This is a genomic window from Pseudoalteromonas ardens, from assembly GCF_030125445.1.
GTDB classification, from domain to species: domain Bacteria; phylum Pseudomonadota; class Gammaproteobacteria; order Enterobacterales; family Alteromonadaceae; genus Pseudoalteromonas; species Pseudoalteromonas ardens.
In genome coordinates this window covers 21,325-43,885 of the sequence record NZ_JASJUV010000002.1, presented here as the reverse complement: position 1 = coordinate 43,885, position 22,561 = coordinate 21,325, and the positions used below count along the sequence as shown (strand labels likewise).

The window sequence follows — 22,561 nt, the reverse complement described above, 5'->3', positions numbered from 1 at the left end:
GCACTTAATGGAGTGCTTTATTATTATCTCTGCCGGGTCAGTTCACCGTTAAGCACAACACATGAATCTGCGCCCAAGACAGCGCCAGGCAAGTTCTTGCCCGACTATTTTTAATATTGCAGCTGACAATAATAACAAATTTCCCACGCACTGGTAACGAAAAAAGGCGCTCAATGCGCCTTTTCGTAGTTTAGCCTTCTGTACGTCTTATTTTGTTAAACCGTCTTCAGTCAGCCGTATTGTTCTTTGCCAGACGACCGTAATTGATCAGATCTTGCGTGATCAGAGCGGCCTCTTCGAGGTATGGGTCCAGCTCGGCAATGATCTCTGGTACGTCATCCAGGTCTTTTACCGGATCCTGTCCCAGACGTTTCAGGCGTTCATTGGTGCGCTTCAGGGCGCGCTCATCGCGTTCTTCACGCTCTTTTGTACGCTCAGCTTCAACCAGTGAAATCGCAATGTCGTCCTTTTGAGCTTTGTATCGCGCGATATCGTCGTAAACATAAGCAAACTCAGGCTCTTTCGCAATACGGATCCCATGACGCTCATTTAAATACTTGATGGTCGGACTTAAGTCATCCAACTGCCGATATTTGGCTCTAACAATGCTGTCCCATGGTAGTGCATTATCTTCCTGGCTTTCACCCCACTCGGCAGGCTCAACCGCTGAAGGCAGTAAAATGTCCGGAATAACCCCTTTATTTTGCGTGCTGCCACCATCAATACGATAGAACTTAGCTATGGTATAAGTAATACTGCCAAGCGCATTGTCGAACAGGTCATAGGTTTTTCGCAAACCGCGGTGCTGCTGTACTGTGCCTTTACCAAAAGTTTGCTCACCAATTACTACAGCACGACCATAATCCTGCATCGCTGCTGCAAAAATTTCGGATGCCGACGCACTGTAACGATCAACCAAAACAGTCAATGGGCCATCGTAATAAGTAACACCGTCACTGTCTTTTTGAGCTTCAACACGGTTATATGCCGTATGAATTTGAACGATCGGACCTTTGTCGATGAACAAACCTGAAAGCTGTGTAGCTTCATATAATGAGCCACCACCATTTTGTCTCAGGTCAACGATAATACCATCCACATTTTGCTCTTTGAGCTTGTCGAGCTCTCTTTTAACATCTTTTGAGAGGTTGTTGTAGAAGCTTGGGATTTCAATCACGCCCACTTTGCTGGTCAGGTCCGAGTAATTCGCTTCGAATACTTCAGACTTAGCAGCTCTGTCTTCGAGACGAATTTTATCCCGTACGATTTCCACAACTTTAGGCGTTCCGTGCGTATCGCTGCCTTTAAGGTATTGCAGTCTTACTTTGGTACCTTTAGGCCCTTTGATTAGATCAACAACGTCGTCCAGACGCCAGCCAATCACGTCAACAAACTCTTCGCCATCCTGAGCCACACCAACGATGCGATCATCCGGCTTAATTTTTTCAGTTTTGTCTGCGGGGCCACCCGGCACTAAGCTACGTATAATCGTGTAGTCTTCGTCATAACCCAGCACGGCACCAATACCTTCCAGCTCAAGTTCCATATCCATTTTGAACTGCTCTGCACGCCGCGGTGACAAATAAGACGTGTGTGCCTCAATGCTGCGCGCAAACGCATTCATTACAATCTGAAAGGCATCTTCGTTATTGGTTTGTACCAAACGTTTGATGGTATTTTTATAACGCTTGGTGAGGATCTCTTTAATACCAGCCCAGTCTTTACCTGTTAGTTTGAGCCGCAAAGCATCAGACTTGACGCGTTGACGCCAATATTCATCTAACTCGGCCTGGGTGCTGGCAAACTGCATGTCTTCTCTGTCAAAAACAAACTCGTCTGGCTTGTCAAACTTCATTTCTGTCTCTAACAGAGAAATAGCATAGGTAAAGCGCTCGTAGCGACGCTGCATACTGGCATTGAACATCTCGAAGGCAAAATCGAGTTTGCCTTTTTTGAGCGCGTCGTCAAATTGCTTTCTGTAGCCCGCAAACTTGTCGATGTCTGACTGAAGAAACAGAGATTTGTTGTAATCTAAGTTTTCGATATAGCGATCGAAGATCTGCTCAGACAGCGCATCGTCAAGTTTAAAGCGCTTATAGTGTTCACGAGTAAATTTACTGGTTACCCTTTTGGTTGCCGTCGCATGCTGGATTTCAGGCTCCAGTACAGGAATGTCTTTTTCCGTTACGGTCTGTGTTGCAGCTGAACACACGCCAGATACAAACAGTGCGATTGCACCAATTAAAGGTAACTTATTACTCATACACTACTCCTTAAAGAATAAACAGGCTTTCTGCTTTTGTTTTAACTTGCATCCCTGTCACTAATTCAACATGAACTTCGTCTTTGTTGACTTCAGTGATGGTTGCATTAACTAAGGCCTGTCCCAACTTTACTTTAACCTTATTATTTACCTTGACCTCATTTGCCGGAAGAGGTTCAACTTTACCTGAGCTACGACGCTGCTGTTGCTCTGGTTTAGCATTAACTTTAGCGTTTTTATTGCCGTGACGGTGCTTGTTCTCACCGCGAGATTTGTAAGATTTTGTGTCACCATCGCGACGGCGCTCACCACGACCATCTTGTCTTGGACGTTGCGGCTTCTTACGTTTAGCCATTTTAGCACGTGACTCTTCAAGTGCTTTTTGAGCATGCTCTACATGTTCCTGCTCAACTTTCTCGGCATCATTACCGTCCAGATCAACACGAAATTCATTGTTAATCACGGCTTCTAAATAGCGCCACGAAGAAGTGTACTTACGCAGCGCCTGGCGAACCTGAGTCTTACTGACTTTTTCAGATCCTTCAATTCTGGCGGCAATATCTTTGAAGATGCCGACCTTAAGCGGTTTTATACCGTCTTTTTGTTTAAAACACTGAGGAAACTCGGCATATAAAAAGTCGAGAACCTCTTTGATATCTTTTAGCTTGTTTGTGGTTTCCATGTCTAAACCTATAGTTCAATATTATCATCAAGAGATGACTGAATGTAATGTGTAACCCAGTCAATGAGTTCATCATACTCGGCCTCGACTAGTGCCAAATCGCCGCGCAGATGCTCCCATATTCCATTTATAATTAAATCAATTTTCTCGCAGGAAAGATCGTCAGGTAGTTGCTCCCAGGCTACGTGGATAAGCTCATTTAACGTCTCTGCGACACGCTCTTCTTCTCCTTCCCAGTCTCCGACATCGAAGGTGGAAAACAGATAATCCTGAACGTTTAGTAGTTCTTTCATTTATAAGGTACCTTCAAAGCATTTTACCAGTGCTTCCAGGCCCATTTTATCTTCATCGTCAAATCTTGCCAGACTCGGGCTATCAATATCTAAAACTGCAAATAGCTCGCCATTTCGCATCACGGGGATCACAATTTCAGAGTTTGACGCAGCGTCACAGGCAATATGACCATCAAAGCTGTGTACATCCTCAACCAGCTGAGTTGTTAACTCAGCGGCCGCTGTACCACATACGCCTTTGCCTAATGGGATACGAATGCAGGCGGGGTTCCCCTGAAAAGGACCCAGCACAAGTTCGTCAGTACCATCTAAGAGGTAAAAGCCCGCCCAATTAATGTCTTCCATTGAGGTAAATAATAAGGCGCTGAGGTTTGCCATATTGGCGATGTAGTTGTGCTCATCACCAATCAGGGCCTGAGCTTGTAGGCTGAGGGTATCGTAGAACTTTTTCTTCTGCATTGCGGTCATTCAACAAATTTACATAAGAAGTAAAGGTACTCTTTCGGGCAGCTAAATGAAACCTTTTAGACAGAAAAACTATTAAATTAGTGTAAAACACCGCCGAGCTGTACAAAAAGCCATCAGGCACTTCGCGCGTTGCGGCGTAAACTGAACAAAAACAACCCGCCGCCCAGTGCAGCCATCACTGCGTTGATGATGAAAACCATGCCTGAACTTGCAACAAACAAGAAGCTGAACAAGGCGCCACCCAACATACCAGCAGTTAATACTGCTGAATAACTTACCTTGTTGTAGCGTAGCAGAGCCATGTAAGCCGGCAACACAAAACACGCCATAGACAGACCCACAATGTGTGCGTTAGCAACCGCGGTCATCAGTATTTGAAACAAGATTTTGCTCTGACCACTTAGCAACGCGTAGTAGCCACCCAACACAATGCCAACAATAAGCGGTGACAACAACGAGTACCCCACGGCCTTAGCTACCTGCCCTTTTATCATCTCTTTCACCTTTATCAGTCTGCACAGAGATGTTCAGTGTTGACGTGATCCACCAGTATCACAAGTCAACTTTGGTCGTATACATTTACCCGCCTGTTGCAACAGCCCATAGCATTACACACAGTAACAACGCAAACAACACGCCCGGTGTCATCATAGACCGCAACACCGTCAATATCAGGCTTATCAAACGAATTTTACGCTGGACAACATGCTGCGGAAGCTGCCAGGATGTTTGCTTGAGCTCGTCTTTTAGCAGCGCTAAGCCCTGTGCCATGGTGTCAGCACCGAGACGTACCAGACTGCCCGCTTCCTGGTAGGCCACATTAATATCACCAGCAGGTAACGCTCCCATACTGTTTATGAACGCACGCGTCGCGATATACAAACCTAAGCCGAGCAACACTGGCCATAGGCCTCCCCAAAATCCCGTCACAGTTAGCTGGCCAGACCATGCCCCTTCTGACTGGGGTAACAAGTAACTGAGCACAACCACCAGTATCAGCAAGGCACCAAATGCGCCCAACTGGAGTCTGTCGGCTTGTCCAGCTGCTGTTTTTGAAGCCTTCTGTCCAACCAGTGCTAAAAAGCGCATCATCAGCCAGGTCGTGCCGATTGCAGTAAGCGGTAAAACAGTTCCCATCAAGAGATCTCGTTCCACGACATCCTTCAAAGCGACTTTAGCGACAGCGCCACTGGTGAGCGGCAACCCGGCCAGCGCGGCCGCGGGTATGCATACCACCAACCAACATATCCAACGATACTTTTGCCATGCAAGGCTTGTATTCATACCAGCAAACAAAAACAGCGCGGCTTTCGCAAGACCATGATGTACCGCATATAACACTATCGCAGGCAACAGGAATGCCCATACATCCGGGTATTTCAGCCCCACACCAACTGCCGCGATCAGTATCCCCATCTGACTCATGGTCGAATAGGCAAGCAAAGCTTTGGGGTTGTCCTGAGTCACCCCAACCAGCACACCAAAAAATGCCGCAAATAACCCCAGTACCACAAGCAATGAACCAAAAGTTGCAAACGCAACCTCTCCGAATGGAATAAACTTCAACCAGCCTAACAAACCTGCCTTGACCATAACCCCACTTAACAGGGCACTGGCAGCAACCGGAGCAACAGGGTGTGCCATAGGCAGCCAAACGTGCAAGCCAAACAAGCCGGCCTTTACACCAAATCCCGCCAGTAAAAACCCAATTGCCCAGGCTGGATAAGCCTGCTCGGGATTGCTTGCAGAAGATGGGTCAATAGAACCATAAGCTAAGCCCGCCAGTGCAGTAAACAGCAATAACTCTCCGAGCACCGCCCATTGCATGTAAGACTTACCAGCCTGATGCGCCTCTTCGGTGTCAAAGTGTACAACCAGGCCGTACGAGGCCAGACTCATCAGGGTGAAAAAGCTAATAAAGCCTGAGATGTCCTCGGCCAAAATAAGCCCGAAGTTACCGCACATAGCTAACAAAAAGAACAAACAGAAGCGCACCTTGCGCTTGTCAGTTTTAGCAAAATTGACCGCGAAAACCGCCGCCAGCAGCCACAAACAACCAGCCAACAAGAAAAAGGTTGAGGTCGTCTCATTCAATGTCATGATGCTGCCAAAAAACAGCCAGGGGGTAGTATTTGTACCTTGTGCCGACATCATATAGGCAAACAGTGCAATACCAGCTGACAGAGGTAAAAACCAATGTGCTGCCCTGTGCATCGGCTTGCGTACCAATAACAATGCACATAGTGCAGGCGCGCCTATGGCCAACCACATCCAGGGGATTTGTTGTGAACTTACCGTCAGGATCGACACAAATTCACTGCCGTATTCCCGTGCAGCTATCAGTTTAACCCAATTGAGCGGGCTGAACTGGGCGTCCGCAAACAAACCTGCGCTCAGTGCCAGTATCGCCGTGACAATTGGCGGCAACATTAACATCCAGTGTGTCTCAAATCGCCCACGCGGTTGCTCTTTTGGCCAGGCTTCCTGTTGCGGTTTAAACCACGCGGCATACAAAATAGGCAGAAAATAGATGGCGTTAAGCAGGCTACTAATAATAAGCACCCCAAGCACCCAATAAAAACCCGCTTCCAGTGCGCCAGTACCCAAATACCATTTTGAGATAAAGCCCGCCGCAGGAGGGATCCCTATCATACCCAGCACGGCCAGACTAAACGCCAGCATTGTCAGTGGCATGCGTTTGCCAGCACCGTTCATCTGACTGACTTTAGTCACACCAAGCGTTTCGGCGATACTGCCGGCACAGAAAAACATGGTGATCTTCATCAACCCCTGGTGAACCAGATGTGCAATACCGCCGATCGTCGCAATCGGCCCGGCAATCGCGGTGCCCAGGGCGATGTAGGAGACCTGACTAACGGTAGAATAAGCCAGCCTGCGTTTCAGATCATCCTGAAATACAGCTCGGGTAGAGCCATACACTATGGTGATCGAAGCCATCACAGCGAGTATGATAGTCAACCCCAGTTCCTGAGCAAACTCAACACCGTAAACATCATATACGACCCGTACTATGCCAAATGCGCCCGCTTTAACAACCGCTACCGCGTGTAACAGCGCGCTGACTGGCGCAGGCGCTGCCATCGCAGCAGGCAGCCAGCCATGTAAAGGCACCAATGCCGCTTTGACACCCAGCCCTATGATGATCAGGGCAAATATGACTTTGAGATGGAGCGGATCGAGATGTGGCATGGACGCCAGCAGACCTGTCGCGGTAAAATCCAGTGATCCAGCCAGCGCTTTTAACCACACTACCCCGGCCAATAAGCTAGCGCCGCCAAGCATAGTGTAAATGAGATATTTGCGCCCTGCTGCAAGCGATGCTTTGTTCCCTTTGTGCACCACCAGCGGATAGGTTGTCAGCGTCAGTAATTCGTAGAAAATCAGAAACGTTATCAGATTACCCGCAAGCGCAACGCCAATGGTCGCAAACACACACAAGCTAAAAAATCCAAAAAAGCGACTGCGGTTAGGTGACTGCTCGAGATATCCAATTGCATAAATCGTGGTCAGCAGCCATAAAAATCCGGATAAAGCGACAAACAATAAAGATAACGCATCCGCATGAAGCACTAAGTCCATGTTAGGCAATAATGGCAAACGCGTTTCAAACACCTGTCCCTGGTAAACGCCCGAGATCATGACAAGTATCAACGCGACACAAGTAAACGCCCCTAAAAAGTTTAACGTTTTTCTCAGCTTTGGTTTGCTGTCACTGACAAAAAATATCGCCACACCCGATGCCAGTGCGCTCAATAATATCAGTAAAGGCAGTGTGCTTTGCCACATCATTCGCCGCCTCCTAACGAAACCAGGTCAATAATTAGATCCGCATTAAACCCCAGCGCCATCGTACACAGTGCTAAAGCCAGGCCACTAACCGGCATCGCAACGGGGACTTTTTGCCAATTGTCCGGCGCGCTTTGTTCGCATGCGTGCTCAGGTTTAATAAATGCCAGGTCCAGTACTCTGAAGATAGCCAGTGCGGCCAACAGGCCTCCAGTCAGAATGATCACAACCCACCACCACTGCTGAGTATCTATGGCAACATTCAGCAATAACCATTTTGCGATAAACCCGGCACTGGGCGGTAAGCCAATTAAACTGCCTCCTGCTATTGCAAAAGTAAACAAACTCAAAGGCATGTATTTCGCCATGCCCTGTAACCTGGCAATGTCGTCATGTCCCAATGAATGTATGATATTGCCCGCGGCGATGAACATTGCAGCTTTTGCGCAGGCATGCGCAACAATGAAGTAAGATACTGCCGCAAGCGCACTTTGATGTTGTGCTGCCAATTGCGAAGCCGACGCCCCGTCCGTACTCATCAAAAGTGGAAACAGCAAAAATAGATAACCAATTTGTGCGACGGTCGAATACGCCACCATGAGTTTAAGGCGTTTTGCTCTGAGCGCTTGCACACACCCCCAGAGAATTGCCAGTCCACCAAACACACCCAGCAGCATCAAGGCATCATTAGTCACGGCAGGCGTGAGGATCTCCATCCAGAATCGTACCAGCAAGTAAAACGACGCTTTAACAACCAGTGCAGACAAAATCGCACTAACGGGTGCCGGCGCACTGCCATGCGCATAGGGCAACCAAAAATGTAACGGAACCAGGGCAGTTTTTAACACCAGGCCCACAGTGATCAGCGCAAGAGCAGCCCAGCTCAACGGATTCGACTCAACTCGCTCTGCAAGCTGCACAAAATCCAGTGTACCATATGCATGATATAACAGTGCGACAGCCAGTAAGTAACAGAGTGACCCCAGCAAACCCACTAACAGGTATCGCAGCGCCGCTGTCAGACTTTCCTTATTACCACTAAGCGCAACCAGCGCAACTGCCGCCAGCCCAATGATCTCAAGCGTTACGTAAATATTGAAAATATCGGCAGATAAGAATAAAGCGTTAATCCCCGCCACCAGCAACCACCACAGAGGCCAAAAACGCACGCGCGCAGGTGAGGCTGAGAAATAAAAAGCCGAGTACAAGGTCAATACAGCGACCAGAAAAATCGTCAACGTGATCAACAAGGCCGAAAAGCCATCGAGGCTCAGCGCAATACCCAGAGGAGCTACCCAGCCCGCAAGCGAATACCTCAGCGTAATTGTGTCCCCAGCCCCATTGAACGATAATCCACCTAAGACAAACCCGATCACCAGCAACAAGCTCATTGCTGTCAGCAGCCCAGTTAACACTTGCGCGTATTTGGTGTTTAACAGTACAGAGACGATGGCACCGACCAAAGGAATGGCCACCAACAAAGGGAGTAATGTGGACATATCAGTTAAGGGCATCAGGCATCACCCTCCTGTTTTTCAAGGGCATTTATCCGACACACCAAAGACAAAGCTAACGCTGTGCCTGCAACGGCCACCACTATCCCGGTCAAAACCATCGCATGAGGCACAAAATCAGCCGCAGCGCCGGATGAGGCATTAGCGATAAACACCATAAAAACCCCCACGCCACAAATGTTGATAGCCAGGATTTTTTTAACGACATGTGCAATCGCTAACACGCCAAACAATCCAATGCCGAACAAAATAATACCAAATACACTATAGGCCAGCGCTTGTGTCATGGACTATCCTCCTTTACCGAGCTATCTCTTGTCTTTGCTGAGGCGCAACGTGAAGTGCGCAGAACAGCAAAACCAAAATAGCGGCTATGGTCAACGTCGCCGCCACTTCAATTATCAGGATCAAAGTGCCTGCCCAGGCAATCGGATAAGCCAGTGCCGTGCCAGTCGATACGATTACGGCAGCGCCAACCAACAAAAATACCGCTAAGCCAACCACTAACAACACGCGAGCGATCAGCGCATTAAAGTTAAAGCTGTGATGCCCGGCCAATAGTAATAAAATGCCAGCCCCCGCCAGCAGCGCGCCGGCCTGAAACGCGCCGCCAGGCAAAGCCGCACCAGTCCATAGCAAGTACCCAGAGGTAACGACAATTGCAGGCAGTAACCAGCGCAAAAATGCTTCCAATACAGGGCTGCGCTGTATAGGTTTTGATACCGTGATAAACGCTTGGTTACTCTGTTCTTGACTCACTGGCATCACCGCCAGAGCAACAATTAGCAACACCGCAACTTCAAGTAAGGTGTCATAACTACGAAAGTTCAGTAACACCGCCGTAACCGGGTTCTGAACGCCGCTTTGCTCCAGGTTAGAGGCGACCAAAGCAACAAGCGGCTGATCTGCCACTGAAGTGTTAATCAGCGCAAAGATAAGAAACAGGCAAACTAAACCAACCACTAAACCAACAACAAATAAGACGCCGCCAGATAGTCCTGCTTGCTGCTCCGCGTTACGTGCCAGCGTAATGTCATTAAACATAGCTCCCCCTGTGGTTATTCAAATCCAAGCTATTGATTGAGCTGCCTGCGTGTTGCAATGAGTAAAGCACCAGTCAACCCAGCGCCGATCGCCGCCTCTGCGATTGCGACATCCCACGCGCCCAATCGCACCCAGGCTAAAGTCACCAGCAAGCCCATACTGATAAACAGCAAAATGGCCTGGAATAAGTCTTTCGCAGTGAGACACAGTACTGCTGTCATCACGGCGCCACAGCCCAATAGAAGATCAATAATCAGCTCACCACTTATCATTGGTTTCCTCCTGTTTGATGCTCATCCACGTCTGGCTGCTCCAGTTGCTGAGACTGCGTTTGGCTGGCTAGCAAATAGCAAGAAACCGCGCCGGCCAACATCACGGCAACCCAGATCACCAGCAACTGAATGGCATCAGCCATCTCTGCAACCTGTGGGATCACACCCAGTACGACAAACCCCAACCCTACATTATCGGCCTTGGTCAGTGCGTGCAGCTTTGACAATTCGTCAGGGAAGCGCCACAGACCGACACACCCGGCAACAAAGAAAAAAGCACCCAATGCCACCATCAACGCGCTATACCAGTCAATCAAGATCATGATTTGGTATCCCCCATTTTTACCAGAATGACGGTCGCAGTGGGCGCCAGCAAAGCCAAAACCAGCGCGACATTAAACAAAGCACTTTGCTGGTAGACCACGGCCAGCAGAGTCAAAATAGCTACACCCACCGTGCCAAACAGCTGCAAAGAAAGTATCCGAGTCAGCTTCGAAGGCCCCAGCCAGAGCCGCCAAAGCCCACCTAGTAGCACCAGAGTTAAAACGGTCACCATCCAGTTTAAATACTCACTCATTGTTGCTCCTTCATAACTGGCTCTGCTTGTTTATCTATATCTAAATCAAACAAGTAGGCGATTTTTTGCTCACAGCCAATCACATCCTGATAATTGCCCTCTGTTACCTCTAACATGTGCACTAACAAAGAATCACCTCTAATCTGTGCACTCAATGTGCCCGGTAATAAGCTGATAAGATGAATAAACCACAACTGTGCATGGCCCGGAGGTAAGCGCAGTGGATACGATACCGTACCCGGGCGCATGGAAACGCGACGCGAAAATGCCAGACGCGCAGTTTGTATTCCTCCTTTCAGGGAATTAAGCAGGAAATACGGCAACAAACGCAGCAGCCGAACATAATGAAACTCTCCCGTTACATATTTGCCATTGTTACTCGTAATATTGCGTGAAGAATCATTAAAAAGACGCATGCTCATCCAGACAGACACAGGGACAACAACAATACCTATCACCCAGGAGGACCACGCCCCTTTTGTGAGTAATAACCACAGTCCGCTGAAGATCACTGCCCGGATAAGCAAGGTCCGTTTGTCTGAATTGTAAGAATGCGTCTTTGAGTTCATACCGATTCACTCACTCTGTTAGTGTTTGGATCCGAGGTCGCCTGTGCATCTTTGCTTTTACTACGCAAATGCTTCTCCACCCCAACAATCAGAGAGATGAACCAGCCACAGGCGATAACACGTAGCCAGGCTTCCAGTGAAATAGGCGCACTCTGGAACCAGTCATTCATCAGAGGTTGATAGGTAAACAATATTTGTAGTGCCATCATGAGCGCGATACCTATCCAGATCCAACGGTTTGAGAACAACCCGACCGAAAATACCGAGCGGTCCAGAGAGCGACAGTTAAACAGATAGAATGCTTCACCCACCACAAACATAGCGACTGCGACTGTTCTTGCTTGTGCTTCTGTGGCCCCCCACATCAGCTCTAGTTCATATAAACCAAAAGCTGTGATACAGAGCAAAGAGGACACCAACAAAATTCGCCACATTAATATTCTATCTATTATGGGGGCATTCGGATCATAAGGGGGCCGCTCCATTATGCCCTTTTCTCTTGGCTCAAAAGCCAGCATCAGACCGAGTAGAATGGCTGTCGTCATGTTGACCCACAATATATGCACTGGTAGTAATGGTAATGAGACACCCAATAGCACTGCCAGCAGAATCACTAACCCTTCACCACCATTAGTGGGTAACGTCCAGACGATAAACTTCTTAAGGTTATCGAATACGCCACGACCTTCCTCAACAGCGGCCCGCACGGTAGCAAAGTTATCATCAGTCAGCATCATATCAGAGGCATCCCGCGCCACTTCCGTGCCATTCAATGCCATGGCAACGCCGATATCTGCTCGTCTGAGCGCCGGGGCATCATTAACTCCATCGCCCGTCATAGCCACAACATGGCCTTCAGCTTGCAACGATTTCACCAGCTGTAGCTTGTTCTCGGGGCTGACCCGGGCAAACACATCGTTGTTACTGGCAATATCACTGAACTCATGCTCAGACAAATCACCCAACTGATAGCCAGTAACGGTTTTACCCGCACTTTGTGGCTGTATAATACCTAACTGTTTGGCGATGCTGGTGGCAGTCAATGCGTGATCGCCGGTGATCATCTTGACCCGGATCCCCGCCCGGTGACAGGCCGCAACGGCCTCAATAGCCTCTGGACGTGGCGGATCTATCATTGCCTGTAATCCGAGGAATATCAGTCCATTAGCAACATCTTCGTGGCTCAAAGTGGTTTGCGCACCTGTTGATGTTTTGCTGGCAAATGCCAATACACGTAAACCTTTTGCAGCCAGTCGTTCGGCTTCTTGCTCAATGCCATCTTGATCCAGCCCGATGGTCTCGCCCTGCTCATTCAACATAAACTGACATTTGGACAAAATGCTCTCGATGGAGCCTTTCATATGGATGATATGCGCACCGTCAACGTCATCCAGGGTAGCCATATACTGATATTCAGACTGAAACGGAATACAGTCGAGGCGTTTTGCATTAAGACTGCCTGGCGCCATACTCGCCTTGTGAGCTGACACCAATAATGCTGCCTCAGTTGGGTCACCGCTGATCCGCCACTGTGAGTTTTCCTGGTCCGGTGCCATTAATTGCGCATCATTACACAACGCGCCGGCTCTGAGTGTGGCAGACAAAGCAGGTTGTTTTTGCGGTTCAGTGACCAGCGGTTGTGCATCACGGTCCCCAATAACACCTTCTGGATCATAGCCATTCCCAGATACGCTATACAATTTGCCACCACTGTATATGCGCTCTACTGTCATTTCATTTTTAGTCAAGGTACCGGTCTTATCTGAGCAAATGATCGTGGTGCTCCCCAGCGTTTCAACCGCTGGCAAATTACGGATCACCGCTTTGCGTTTGGCCATGCGCGAGACGCCAATGGCCAGCATAATAGTCACTGCCGCAGGTAACCCTTCCGGAATTGCGCCCACAGCCAGAGCTACCGCAGCCATAAACGACTCCAGCAGAGGCTGGCCATGTAAATACCCTATCAATAAAGTGATGGCCGCAAGACCGACAATTGCGTAAAGCAATACATGACTGAATTGTTTGATGCGCTTGGTTAATGGCGTGTCCAATGTGGGCGTGGTCGCAATAAGCTCTGAGATTTTACCGATTTCAGTATGGTCTCCTGTTTCGGTCACAACACCGACCCCAGTGCCGTACACAACCAAAGTGGAAGAAAATGCCATGTTTTGCCTGTCTCCCAGCAGGGCTTCTTTGGCCAGCACCTCAAGATTCTTTTCAACAGGAACTGATTCGCCAGTCAGCGCCGACTCATCAACCTGCAAGTCTCTGACCTTCACCAGACGCATGTCCGCAGTTACTTTGTCGCCCGCTTGCAGCAGGACGATGTCCCCGGGCACAAGTTGCTGAGCAGGTATGGTCGTTTTTACGCCATCCCGGATCACAGTCGCGGTGGATTTAATGCTGCCAGACAAGGCGCTAATAGCATTGATGGCTTTAGATTCCTGCACGAAGCCGATGATGGCGTTGAGCAGTACCACGGCAAAAATGACAATGGCATCAACCCACTCCTGGAGCGCCAGTGTCACCACCACCGCAGAGAGCAGAATATAAACCAAAGGCTGATGGAACTGCATTACAAACCGTTTAATTGGTCCGTCTCCATCGTGCTTAGTAATGGCGTTAGGCCCAAATTTCGCCTGTTGCCTGTCGACCTGTTGCAAAGATAACCCCTGCTCCAGGTCGGCCTCGAACTGCTTGAGTACTTCTTCTGAGTGTTGACTGTGCCAGTCTTTCAGATCTTGCATAAAACACCTCGGGAACTAGTTGTACTAACTCCATACTAGGGTGCAGCAATGATATGTAAAACTCGAATTATTGACTTTAAAATATCGAAAAAAGCGAACTTTTAGTTGAGCAAACAGCTGATCTCATGGCTCTTTGAAAACGTACACTAAACGAATAAAGATGATTTAGCCGAATTCAAAATTGCAGCGATCGCCGGATGTCGGATCTTACGTTCCGCTGATATTGCATAGAATTTTTGCTTAACTTGAGTCAGTTCACCCACCGGGCGCACATGAAAGGAGTCACATACATCGTCAGCTATCGTGCTGGGCATAAAAAAGATCCCCAAACCAGACTGACCAAACGACTTCATTAGAGCACTGTCATCAAACTGCGCCACAATATTGGGATGAATATTCTGATCGCTCAGCCAGAAATCAAACTCTTTGCGAATTTCATGTTGTTGTGTAGGCAACAGCAAAGGCGCATTGTTAAGCGAAATCGGAAAGTTTTTCTCATATTGCCTGGCCAGTGCCGGCGCTGCCAGAAAGGTAATGCCGCTCTCCCCTAGTAAATGGTTATAAGCTTTGACACTAAACGCCCCCGTTACAGGCACATCGCTTAACACTAAATCCACTTTATGAACGGCCAGATCGGCCAGCATGCTATCTACCGGCCCTTCCAGGCTGGTCAGCCGAATTTCCTGTTCTATGTGCATAGCCGGTTTGATAATTTTGTGTACTATGGTTTTGGGTAATACGCTCGACGCTCCGACAATAAACTCTGCGGGTCCCACCGCGTTGTTGCCTTTCAGGACGTCACTCAACTCGTTGCCAAGTTCAAATATTTCATCTGCGTAACGCAATACCACTCTGCCCGTATCGGTTAACCGCAGGCCTCGCCCCTCTTTTTGCAAAAGCTCGTTGCCAACCCGTTCTTCCAGTAAAGACAACTGACCACTGATAGTTTGCGGGGTTATGTTTAGCTTTGCGCTGGCCTTAGCGATGCTGCCTTCGTGCGCCACCGCCCAGAAGTACTTTAAGTGTTTGTAGTTAATCACATCCTGCATGGTGCTTTCTCCAACTCGCTGACACTTCGAATAATCCGAACTTTAGTATATAGAACAAACGATTTCATTTAATTCTTTTCGATTGATACGCTTGTTGACGTAAAACGATCATGTTGAGGCGATATTCGATCATGCCCCGAGTCTATTAACGATAATACTAACCAGCGAGAGCAAAATATGTGGGTAGATGTGTTTTCATCCCATAGTGACACCACTGAAGCCGAGGATAATTATGTAGATGCTCAAATCAGGCTGATGCTTGGCCGCTATGCAGGTCAGATAGATAAAGTTGAAGTGTACCTGTTGGCTGATGAAACCCAGCCAGAATTTCAGTGCACCATACGCGTTGGTTTAAAGGGCTATAAAGCTGTAGAGGCCAATGAAGTGGCAAGCAAAGCATCCGACGCAATCAATGCCTGCGCACATCGCGCCAAACGCTACGTGAAAAGAGCATTGCGGCTATCTGGTTAAATTATGCACCTGGAGATAAGAAAAAAGGCCGCAAGTCATAAACTTACGGCCTTAATGTGGCGGAGAGATAGGGATTTGAACCCTAGATACGCTATTAACGTATGCCGGTTTTCAAGACCGGTGCTTTCAACCACTCAGCCATCTCTCCGAATCAGATTGTCGCCGTTCACCTGTGAACTATCAGAGGCAAACCTGCGTAAAATTAGGTGGCGGAGAGATAGGGATTTGAACCCTAGATACGCTATTAACGTATGCCGGTTTTCAAGACCGGTGCTTTCAACCGCTCAGCCATCTCTCCGCAGCGAGGCGAATATTAGAGAATCCCGGCCTCCTTGTGAAGCTTTTTTTTCGCTTTTTTGTTTAATTGGTCAAAATTCACTTTATTTGTATAAACATCGGACACGTTGGGAGGTTTTATGGTCAAAAATCGGGAGTTAGAGAACTTTTAACCTAGTTTTAGGGTCTACTAAACCAGAAAGGTTTGCCGAGCGTTTTAACTCTTGGTAATCTTGGCCTAGAATAATTTTCGGAACATAGTGTTTCTAATAAGGAGCTGAAAATGGCGTTCAATCATTCGTACACTGGCCAAAAAGTGGCTATGTCGACGGTCGAAACTAACAAGGTGCTTAAAAACACCTACTTCCTACTGGCAATGACACTGGCATTTAGTGCGATTACTGCTGCCATCTCTATGACTATGGCACTACCGCGCTTTACCGGTCTTGTCTGTTCTTTAATTGCGTTTGGTCTGTTGTTCGTGATCCAGAAAAAAGCGAACTCAAGCTCAGCGATTGGTCTGGTTTTCCTATTCACTGGCCTCATGGGCTTTGGCTTAGGCCCACTGCTTAGCCATTATGCAGCAATGCCAAATGGTAGCCTGTTGATTGCACAGGCACTGGGCTCGACTGCTTTAGTATTCTTTGGTCTGTCTGCATACGCGTTGACAACTAAGAAAGACTTCTCCTTCATGGGTGGCTTCCTGGTTGTAGGTATGCTGGTCGTGATCGTTTCAAGTCTGGTTAACTTGTTTATCGGCAGTTCAGTTGCCTTTATCGCGATTAACGCGGCTGTTGTATTACTGATGTCTGGCTTCATTTTGTACGACACAAGCCGCATCGTAAACGGTGGTGAAACAAACTACATCCTGGCAACAGTAAGCCTGTACCTGAGCATCTACAACCTGTTCACGTCTATCCTTGCGCTGCTTGGCTCAAGTGATGACTAATACGCTCAGTTTGCTAAAATAAGCCCCATCCGGGGCTTTTTTTATGAGTAACTTTTGAGTCAATACGTACTTTCCCTGCACAGCAATGTAAGTGATCATGATGCTTTACAACAGCTGGTGCGGTTCGCCAATGCTTTACAAGCACAAGATCACCAGATCAAATGTATTTTTCTTTACCAGCAGGCCGTTTTGTTTGCCAGCCAACACTTTAGTCTCGCCAGTGATGAACTGCAGCCGACTCAACTTTGGCAATCGCTGCATGACGCAGGCATTGCACTCAAGCTGTGTGTCACAGCCGCAGAAAAGTATGGCCTGGACACCTCAAACTGTGGCCCATTTGAAGTCGCCGGATTGGCAGAGTTTGCCATGCTGGCAACCAAAGCAGATAAGTGGGTGCAATTTAAATGAGCGAAAACATTCTGGTGATCAATCACACCGCTCCCTTTGATGGCGCTAATATCCGCGAGGGATTAGATATGGCATTGATTTTTGCCGCGCTGGATCAAAACGTGTCCTGGCTATTCAAAGGCCCAGCGGTACTGGCGTTAAAAGCAGGCAATGATGCGTCTCAACTGGGTATGAAAAATTACTTTAAGCAGCTCAAAACGCTGGAGATTTATGACGTTGAACAAATCTATGTGTGTGCCGAAGCCATGAGCCAGTTTGCCCTGACAGCGGACGACTTAAACATCGATGCGCAGATCCTGACTCTGGATGCACAACAAACACTACTCAAGCAGCAGAACAAGGTAGTGAGTTTATGAGTCTCCCGACATTACATATTTTTTCCAAGCCAGTGAGCTACTACAAAGCAGCATTTGATGCCTCCTTGCTCGGTGAGCAGGATGTGCTATTGCTCACCCGAGATGCCTGTTATGATCAACGTGCATGGTGTGCATTAAGCGCTAACCGCACCTGTATGCTCAGTGTCTGTGCACTGGCACGGGGCATCAACGCACTGGATAACATCGAATTGCTCGACGACCAGCAGTGGATCACGCTGGTTGAGCAATGTCAAAAAACAATTACGTGGTAACTATGCTCGTTTTTCAAGATAAACAGATCGAAACAGACAAAGAAGGCTACCTGCTGAACCATCAGGACTGGCATAAAGAACTGGCACCGCTGCTCGCGGAGCAAGAAAATATTACGCTGACAGATGCCCACTGGGAAGTTGTCAACTTTGTGCGCGACTTTTATGAAGAATATAACACCAGCCCGGCTATTCGCATGCTGGTTAAGGCCATTGGTCAAAAGCTAGGGGAAGACAAAGGGAAAAGTATTTATTTGTACAAACTTTTCCCTAAAGGCCCGGCAAAGCAAGCAACTAAAATAGCCGGTTTGCCAAAACCGGCTAAGTGTATCTAGTCTAACAAACAGCAGGTTACTGCTGCGAAGCGTGCCACAAGGTACTGATTTCATCAAGCGTGGCGGGATCGTCAATGGTTGACGGTACTGTCATCGCTTCGCCATCCACCAGCTGACGTAAGTTTTTGCGTAATATCTTACCAGAACGTGTTTTAGGTAAGCGCTCTACAACCAAAATTTGTTTCAGACACGCGATTGCGCCAATTTTCCCCCGAATAGACTGCACTAGCTCTTCACGCAATTGTGCTTGAGTGAGCACGCTCCCATCTTTGAGTACTACCATGGCGACAGGTACCTGCCCCTTTAATTCATCTTTGGCTGCAAAGACAGCGCATTCTGCCACTGCTTCATGTGCCGCCACCACTTCCTCCATCTCCCCGGTTGATAAGCGGTGGCCTGCGACATTAATGACATCATCCGTGCGCCCCATAATAAAGACGTACCCCTCTTCATCGAGGTATCCGCCATCTCCTGAGAGGTAATAACCCGGAAACTCCGACAGATACCCCTGCTTAAAGCGAGTGCTATTTTGCCAGATAGTGCTCAGGCAACCGGGTGGCAGCGGTGTTTTAAGTGCAATAAGCCCCTGCTCATTAGCCGCACAAGGTTCACCATTCGCATCCAGGACAGTCAATTGATAACCCGGCGTAGGCACCGATGCACTGCCCGCTTTGGTCGGTAACGGCGACAACCCCATGGGGTTGGCGGCAATGGGCCAGCCCGTTTCAGTTTGCCACCAATGATCAATAACCGGCAGTCTTGTCACCGACTGCAACCAGTCATAGGTAGCCGGGTCCAAACGCTCGCCAGCGAGAAATAAGGTTTGCAGTGAACGGGTATTGTACTGAGCGAACAACTTACCTTCCGGATCTTCTTTTTTAATGGCTCTAAAAGCTGTCGGTGCACTGAACAACGCATTGACCTGATACTCCTCGACAACCCGCCAAAATGCCCCCGCGTCCGGGGTTCTGACTGGCTTACCCTCATACAGCAAAGTGCTGCAGCCAAACAATAGTGGCGCATAAACGATATAAGAATGACCCACAACCCAGCCAATATCAGAGGCGGCCCAGAACACCTGGCCGGGTTTCATACCATACACAGTTTCCATACTGTAATGTAACGCCACAGCATGGCCCCCCTGCTCACGCACAACCCCTTTTGGCACCCCCGTTGTACCAGATGTGTATAAAATATAGAGCGGATGAGTTGCAGGTAAAGGCACGGCATCAATCTTAGGGGCGGTAGCAACCAGTTCACACCAGTCGATATCTCGGGGAGTCAACATCGAAGCGCGATACTGAGCACGCTGCCATATAACCGTATGCTCAACTTCATGCGTCGCTAACGCCAGTGCTTCATCCAGCATGGGCTTGTACTCAATCACTCTGCCGACTTCAACGCCACAAGATGCGCTTAGCACCAACTTGGGCTTTGCATCGTCAATACGCACAGCAAGCTCTTTAGGTGCGAAACCGCCAAATACGACCGAATGAATAGCCCCAAGTCGCGCACATGCCAACATGGCTATCACCGCTTGCGGGATCATCGGCATGTAGATAACGACTCTATCCCGGGCAACAACACCGAGTTTACTCAGCGCGCCTGCAAAATGACTGACTTCATCCAGCAACTGAGCATAGGTGTAACACTGCTTCTGCTCAGTCACGGGTGAATCATAAATGAGCGCTACTTGTTCAGCTCTTCCTTCCTTTACCTGCTGATCCAATGCCAGATAGCTGGTGTTGAGTCGACCATCTTCAAACCAATGGCTTAATGACTCATGGTCGTAACTTACGCCTGTTTTGGGTGGGGTGTGCCAGTTGAGTCGGGCAGCCTGGTCTAGCCAGAATGCCTCAGGGTCTTGCTCAAATTGCTCATATGCCTGTTGATAGGTTTGGTATGCTGTTGTTGTCATAATGATTTCCTGTTGGGCCGGGTAAAGATAGTTTGATATTTTGCCAACTGGCTAACACCCGGTTAACGACGAGTACGCTATTAAACATAGAATTACTGAAATAAAGACAACACTAGACATTGGTCGATGGCAGGAAAGAATTTGATCCACCGCAAGCTTTTCATGGATAAGGGAATGCGGGCCCTCAGCTGAGCACCCGCTGTCACCGGTTTATTCATCAACGGGCCAGGTATAAGGCACTGCTGGTACGGATAAACCTCGGTCAGTGATGGACTCTGCAACAGTTTTACTCGGATCAGTAGGTGCCCACAGGTCCTGACTGGACGCCAATGATGCATCTTCCAGAGCAGTATCGCCCAATACGCCACTGGCATCTATATCGAATACAAAACTGCCTGAGCCGTCATAACTACAAGACGTAGTAGGTGCATATTCAATATTTGCTTTACTACCGGTTCCATCATAAGTTGCTGTTGCACTGTCGTACTCAAAGAACTGACGCTGCGAGAATGCCTGCATGCTGTGATCATTCCCAGGTCCCGCCCAGTTACAGATAAAGCCTTGAATAAGCCCGTCTGTCTCCTCAATTGTTGTTCCATATCCAAAGTGCGCCTCACCGTTGTCCAGGCTGGGGGAATTAAATCCAATATTGAAAATTCGGCTGTTGCTGTCGTTCACGCCGGCTTGCCAGACATAGGCATATTGTCCAGCCAGTGTTGTAAGGTCAAAATTTGCGCCAAATATCGAAAAGTTCTCACTCCACCCATCCGGATTATCGACACTGTGATACTTGTTATTCACATCAACCTGGTTGTCGCTGTTGAACATGCCACTGTTACTGTGGCCACACAAAGTGGCAACCCTGGCTTGAAGGGACATATTGTCTCCCGAACGCTCATAGGCCAGAGAACCCGTTCTGGTGCGTTCATTTTGACTACAATTGCCGCCTGGAAATTCTATACCGCTAACGCCCTGTTCACCTTCCACCTGGTAAGTAAGATGGCCAGAGTAATTAAGCAGATCCGCTCCGGGTATGTGTGCCATAGATAATGAAATGTCGTAATCAGAGCCACTAACTGTGTATGTCAGAGAAACGGTATATTGCCACTCACTCCCCGAGCGAGTAATAGCAGCTCCGCTGAAAGTCACACCAGCAATACCTTTGGCATTCATTTCGCCGGTCACATCAATGCTGCTGCCATCTGCGGGCAAGCTCATTCCCGAATCCAGTGCTGCTGAGACCATACTGGCTAAGGTCATCAGACTCATTCTCGACTGATCTCTGATCCCACTTAACAGCGCATTAGTTTGTGCAACAGCACACGCATTACCTGTACTGTCACTCTCTGACCACAACCCTAAGTCACCCCCAGGTAAAGTGCCAGAAGCCGAAGCAGGATCAGTCGCATCTGGGTGACCTGTGTAGGCTACCTGCGGTCCAAAGCAGTCCGCATTCGTACTGTTGCGATAAAATGACTGAACTCGAAATACATCCAGTAAAGGGACGGTGCCATTGAGTATCCGGCCAATCCTCTGCGTAGACCACAAATAGGTTGGTACAGATGGGCCATACTCCACCGCTGGCCGATTACCAAAACCGCGCTCAACTTCATCACTGCTGTCACTGAAAGGAGAAGACGCCATGACCTCTGTGGGAAAATAAATACCGCGCGAATCATCGGGTTCACCCGGGTCATTACTATCATCCGTACTACCATCGCCCGGATCCGTATTGCCAGAATTATCACCATCAGAGTTATCAGTGTCGTTGCCCGCGTTATCACTGGTGGCATCATTATTAGCAGGCGTTTGCGCTTGCTGCTCCTGAGTATTAGTATTGCTCGGCTCATCGTTATCTGATGAAGAGCACCCGGCTAACAAAGCCAATAGAATATATGGAATAGGTGTTTTCATAGTTGCATACCTTGTTGTCTAACCCGCTTTAAAGGTAAGCCAAAAAGACCAGCAGCTCAAAAATACACCATCCTGAAGTGTGAAAATATGTTGAGCACTTCATCGCTAAGACTTTGATGTTCCTGGTTTTACACAAACCTAGTAAAAGCATGTATTCTCATTTACATTACATAAATAAGACTAGTGTAGTGATTGCATTACACTTTATTGATTTTTCCAAAACAAAAAGTAGCGATCGCTAAATAACAAAAATCGAACAACTTATTACATTTAAAACAGCCTGTAGCGCAATAAAAATGCAGTAGTCGGCTCTCATACCAATTTGCTTAATTAAATGATCTATTTTGAGGCGAGAAAAAAGGGTCAATAATACCGCTCTC

At 48.2% G+C, this 22,561-nt stretch carries 23 protein-coding genes and 2 tRNA genes; 6 read left to right on the top strand and 19 right to left on the bottom strand.

Annotation, left to right across the window (positions count from 1 at the left end):
• Positions 1-226 precede the first annotated feature (226 nt).
• The 15 genes from prc to nhaR all read right to left on the bottom strand — a co-directional run bounded on the left by prc (position 227) and on the right by nhaR (position 15,285).
• Positions 227-2,263, bottom strand: coding sequence for a carboxy terminal-processing peptidase (gene prc / locus QNM19_RS05215; protein WP_284026437.1), 2,037 nt, complete (start codon positions 2,261-2,263; stop codon positions 227-229).
• 10 nt (positions 2,264-2,273) lie between these two features.
• Complete coding sequence (gene proQ, locus QNM19_RS05210) at positions 2,274-2,945, bottom strand: RNA chaperone ProQ (RefSeq protein WP_010386041.1); 672 nt, start codon at positions 2,943-2,945, stop codon at positions 2,274-2,276.
• Positions 2,946-2,953: 8 nt separating this feature from the next.
• Positions 2,954-3,238 carry a hypothetical protein gene (locus QNM19_RS05205; RefSeq protein WP_049863160.1) on the bottom strand — a complete coding sequence of 95 codons (285 nt, stop codon included), beginning with the start codon at positions 3,236-3,238 and terminating at the stop codon, positions 2,954-2,956.
• Positions 3,239-3,697 carry a GAF domain-containing protein gene (locus tag QNM19_RS05200; RefSeq protein ID WP_040644932.1) on the bottom strand — a complete coding sequence of 153 codons (459 nt, stop codon included), beginning with the start codon at positions 3,695-3,697 and terminating at the stop codon, positions 3,239-3,241.
• Positions 3,698-3,819: 122 nt separating this feature from the next.
• Entirely contained in the window at positions 3,820-4,197 is a 378-nt protein-coding gene (locus tag QNM19_RS05195; protein ID WP_049863187.1) for a hypothetical protein, read from the bottom strand.
• Positions 4,198-4,285: 88 nt separating this feature from the next.
• Positions 4,286-7,516: a complex I subunit 5 family protein gene (locus QNM19_RS05190; RefSeq protein WP_284026436.1), complete on the bottom strand. Its 3,231-nt coding sequence runs from the start codon at positions 7,514-7,516 to the stop codon at positions 4,286-4,288.
• Positions 7,513-9,027, bottom strand: coding sequence for a complex I subunit 5 family protein (locus QNM19_RS05185; protein ID WP_049863161.1), 1,515 nt, complete (start codon positions 9,025-9,027; stop codon positions 7,513-7,515). Before QNM19_RS05185 ends, QNM19_RS05190 begins: the two co-directional genes overlap by 4 nt.
• Positions 9,027-9,314, bottom strand: coding sequence for an NADH-quinone oxidoreductase subunit K (locus tag QNM19_RS05180; protein WP_049863162.1), 288 nt, complete (start codon positions 9,312-9,314; stop codon positions 9,027-9,029). Before QNM19_RS05180 ends, QNM19_RS05185 begins: the two co-directional genes overlap by 1 nt.
• A 13-nt stretch (positions 9,315-9,327) precedes the next feature.
• Positions 9,328-10,071, bottom strand: a complete 744-nt coding sequence (mbhE, locus tag QNM19_RS05175; protein WP_049863163.1) for a hydrogen gas-evolving membrane-bound hydrogenase subunit E — start codon at positions 10,069-10,071, stop codon at positions 9,328-9,330.
• Between the two features lie 29 nt (positions 10,072-10,100).
• On the bottom strand, positions 10,101-10,343 hold the full coding sequence (locus QNM19_RS05170; protein WP_049863164.1) for a DUF4040 domain-containing protein: 243 nt from the start codon (positions 10,341-10,343) through the stop codon (positions 10,101-10,103).
• The gene (locus QNM19_RS05165) at positions 10,340-10,666 is read right to left on the bottom strand and encodes a monovalent cation/H(+) antiporter subunit G (RefSeq protein WP_049863165.1); all 327 of its coding nucleotides are present in this window, start codon (positions 10,664-10,666) and stop codon (positions 10,340-10,342) included. The genes QNM19_RS05170 and QNM19_RS05165 overlap by 4 nt, the downstream gene beginning before the upstream one ends.
• Positions 10,663-10,920 (bottom strand): MrpF/PhaF family protein, encoded by a 258-nt coding sequence (locus tag QNM19_RS05160; RefSeq protein ID WP_049863166.1) that lies wholly within the window; start codon positions 10,918-10,920, stop codon positions 10,663-10,665. Before QNM19_RS05160 ends, QNM19_RS05165 begins: the two co-directional genes overlap by 4 nt.
• A complete protein-coding gene (locus tag QNM19_RS05155) occupies positions 10,917-11,489 on the bottom strand; it encodes a Na+/H+ antiporter subunit E (protein ID WP_049863167.1) in 573 nt (190 codons plus the stop codon). The genes QNM19_RS05160 and QNM19_RS05155 overlap by 4 nt, the downstream gene beginning before the upstream one ends.
• A complete protein-coding gene (locus QNM19_RS05150) occupies positions 11,486-14,236 on the bottom strand; it encodes a cation-transporting P-type ATPase (protein WP_284026435.1) in 2,751 nt (916 codons plus the stop codon). The genes QNM19_RS05155 and QNM19_RS05150 overlap by 4 nt, the downstream gene beginning before the upstream one ends.
• Positions 14,237-14,382: 146 nt before the next feature.
• Entirely contained in the window at positions 14,383-15,285 is a 903-nt protein-coding gene (gene nhaR / locus QNM19_RS05145) for a transcriptional activator NhaR (RefSeq protein ID WP_049863168.1), read from the bottom strand.
• A gap of 177 nt (positions 15,286-15,462) precedes the next feature.
• Between nhaR and QNM19_RS05140 the strand changes: the two genes are divergently transcribed.
• A complete protein-coding gene (locus QNM19_RS05140) occupies positions 15,463-15,756 on the top strand; it encodes an HPF/RaiA family ribosome-associated protein (RefSeq protein WP_049863169.1) in 294 nt (97 codons plus the stop codon).
• 57 nt (positions 15,757-15,813) lie between these two features.
• Here QNM19_RS05140 and QNM19_RS05135 read toward each other — a convergent pair.
• Positions 15,814-15,904: transfer RNA gene (locus QNM19_RS05135), tRNA-Ser, on the bottom strand.
• 59 nt (positions 15,905-15,963) lie between these two features.
• Positions 15,964-16,054: transfer RNA gene (locus QNM19_RS05130), tRNA-Ser, on the bottom strand.
• Positions 16,055-16,315: 261 nt separating this feature from the next.
• Here QNM19_RS05130 and QNM19_RS05125 point away from each other — a divergent pair.
• From QNM19_RS05125 to QNM19_RS05105, 5 genes are read left to right on the top strand one after another with little or no spacing between them, the layout of a single operon-like run.
• Positions 16,316-16,981: a Bax inhibitor-1/YccA family protein gene (locus QNM19_RS05125; RefSeq protein WP_049863170.1), complete on the top strand. Its 666-nt coding sequence runs from the start codon at positions 16,316-16,318 to the stop codon at positions 16,979-16,981.
• 54 nt (positions 16,982-17,035) lie between these two features.
• Complete coding sequence (locus QNM19_RS05120) at positions 17,036-17,389, top strand: DsrE family protein (RefSeq protein WP_049863171.1); 354 nt, start codon at positions 17,036-17,038, stop codon at positions 17,387-17,389.
• Complete coding sequence (gene tusC / locus QNM19_RS05115; protein ID WP_049863172.1) at positions 17,386-17,745, top strand: sulfurtransferase complex subunit TusC; 360 nt, start codon at positions 17,386-17,388, stop codon at positions 17,743-17,745. Before QNM19_RS05120 ends, tusC begins: the two co-directional genes overlap by 4 nt.
• A complete protein-coding gene (locus QNM19_RS05110) occupies positions 17,742-18,017 on the top strand; it encodes a hypothetical protein (RefSeq protein WP_049863173.1) in 276 nt (91 codons plus the stop codon). The genes tusC and QNM19_RS05110 overlap by 4 nt, the downstream gene beginning before the upstream one ends.
• 2 nt (positions 18,018-18,019) lie before the next feature.
• A complete protein-coding gene (locus QNM19_RS05105) occupies positions 18,020-18,349 on the top strand; it encodes a TusE/DsrC/DsvC family sulfur relay protein (RefSeq protein ID WP_010386021.1) in 330 nt (109 codons plus the stop codon).
• 16 nt (positions 18,350-18,365) lie between these two features.
• On the opposite strand, the gene QNM19_RS05100 is transcribed toward QNM19_RS05105, so the two are convergent.
• Together QNM19_RS05100 and QNM19_RS05095 are read right to left on the bottom strand one after the other, a co-directional pair.
• Entirely contained in the window at positions 18,366-20,267 is a 1,902-nt protein-coding gene (locus tag QNM19_RS05100) for a propionyl-CoA synthetase (RefSeq protein ID WP_049863174.1), read from the bottom strand.
• Positions 20,268-20,477: 210 nt separating this feature from the next.
• Positions 20,478-22,181 carry a hypothetical protein gene (locus tag QNM19_RS05095; RefSeq protein ID WP_284026434.1) on the bottom strand — a complete coding sequence of 568 codons (1,704 nt, stop codon included), beginning with the start codon at positions 22,179-22,181 and terminating at the stop codon, positions 20,478-20,480.
• Between the last annotated feature and the right edge of the window lie 380 nt (positions 22,182-22,561).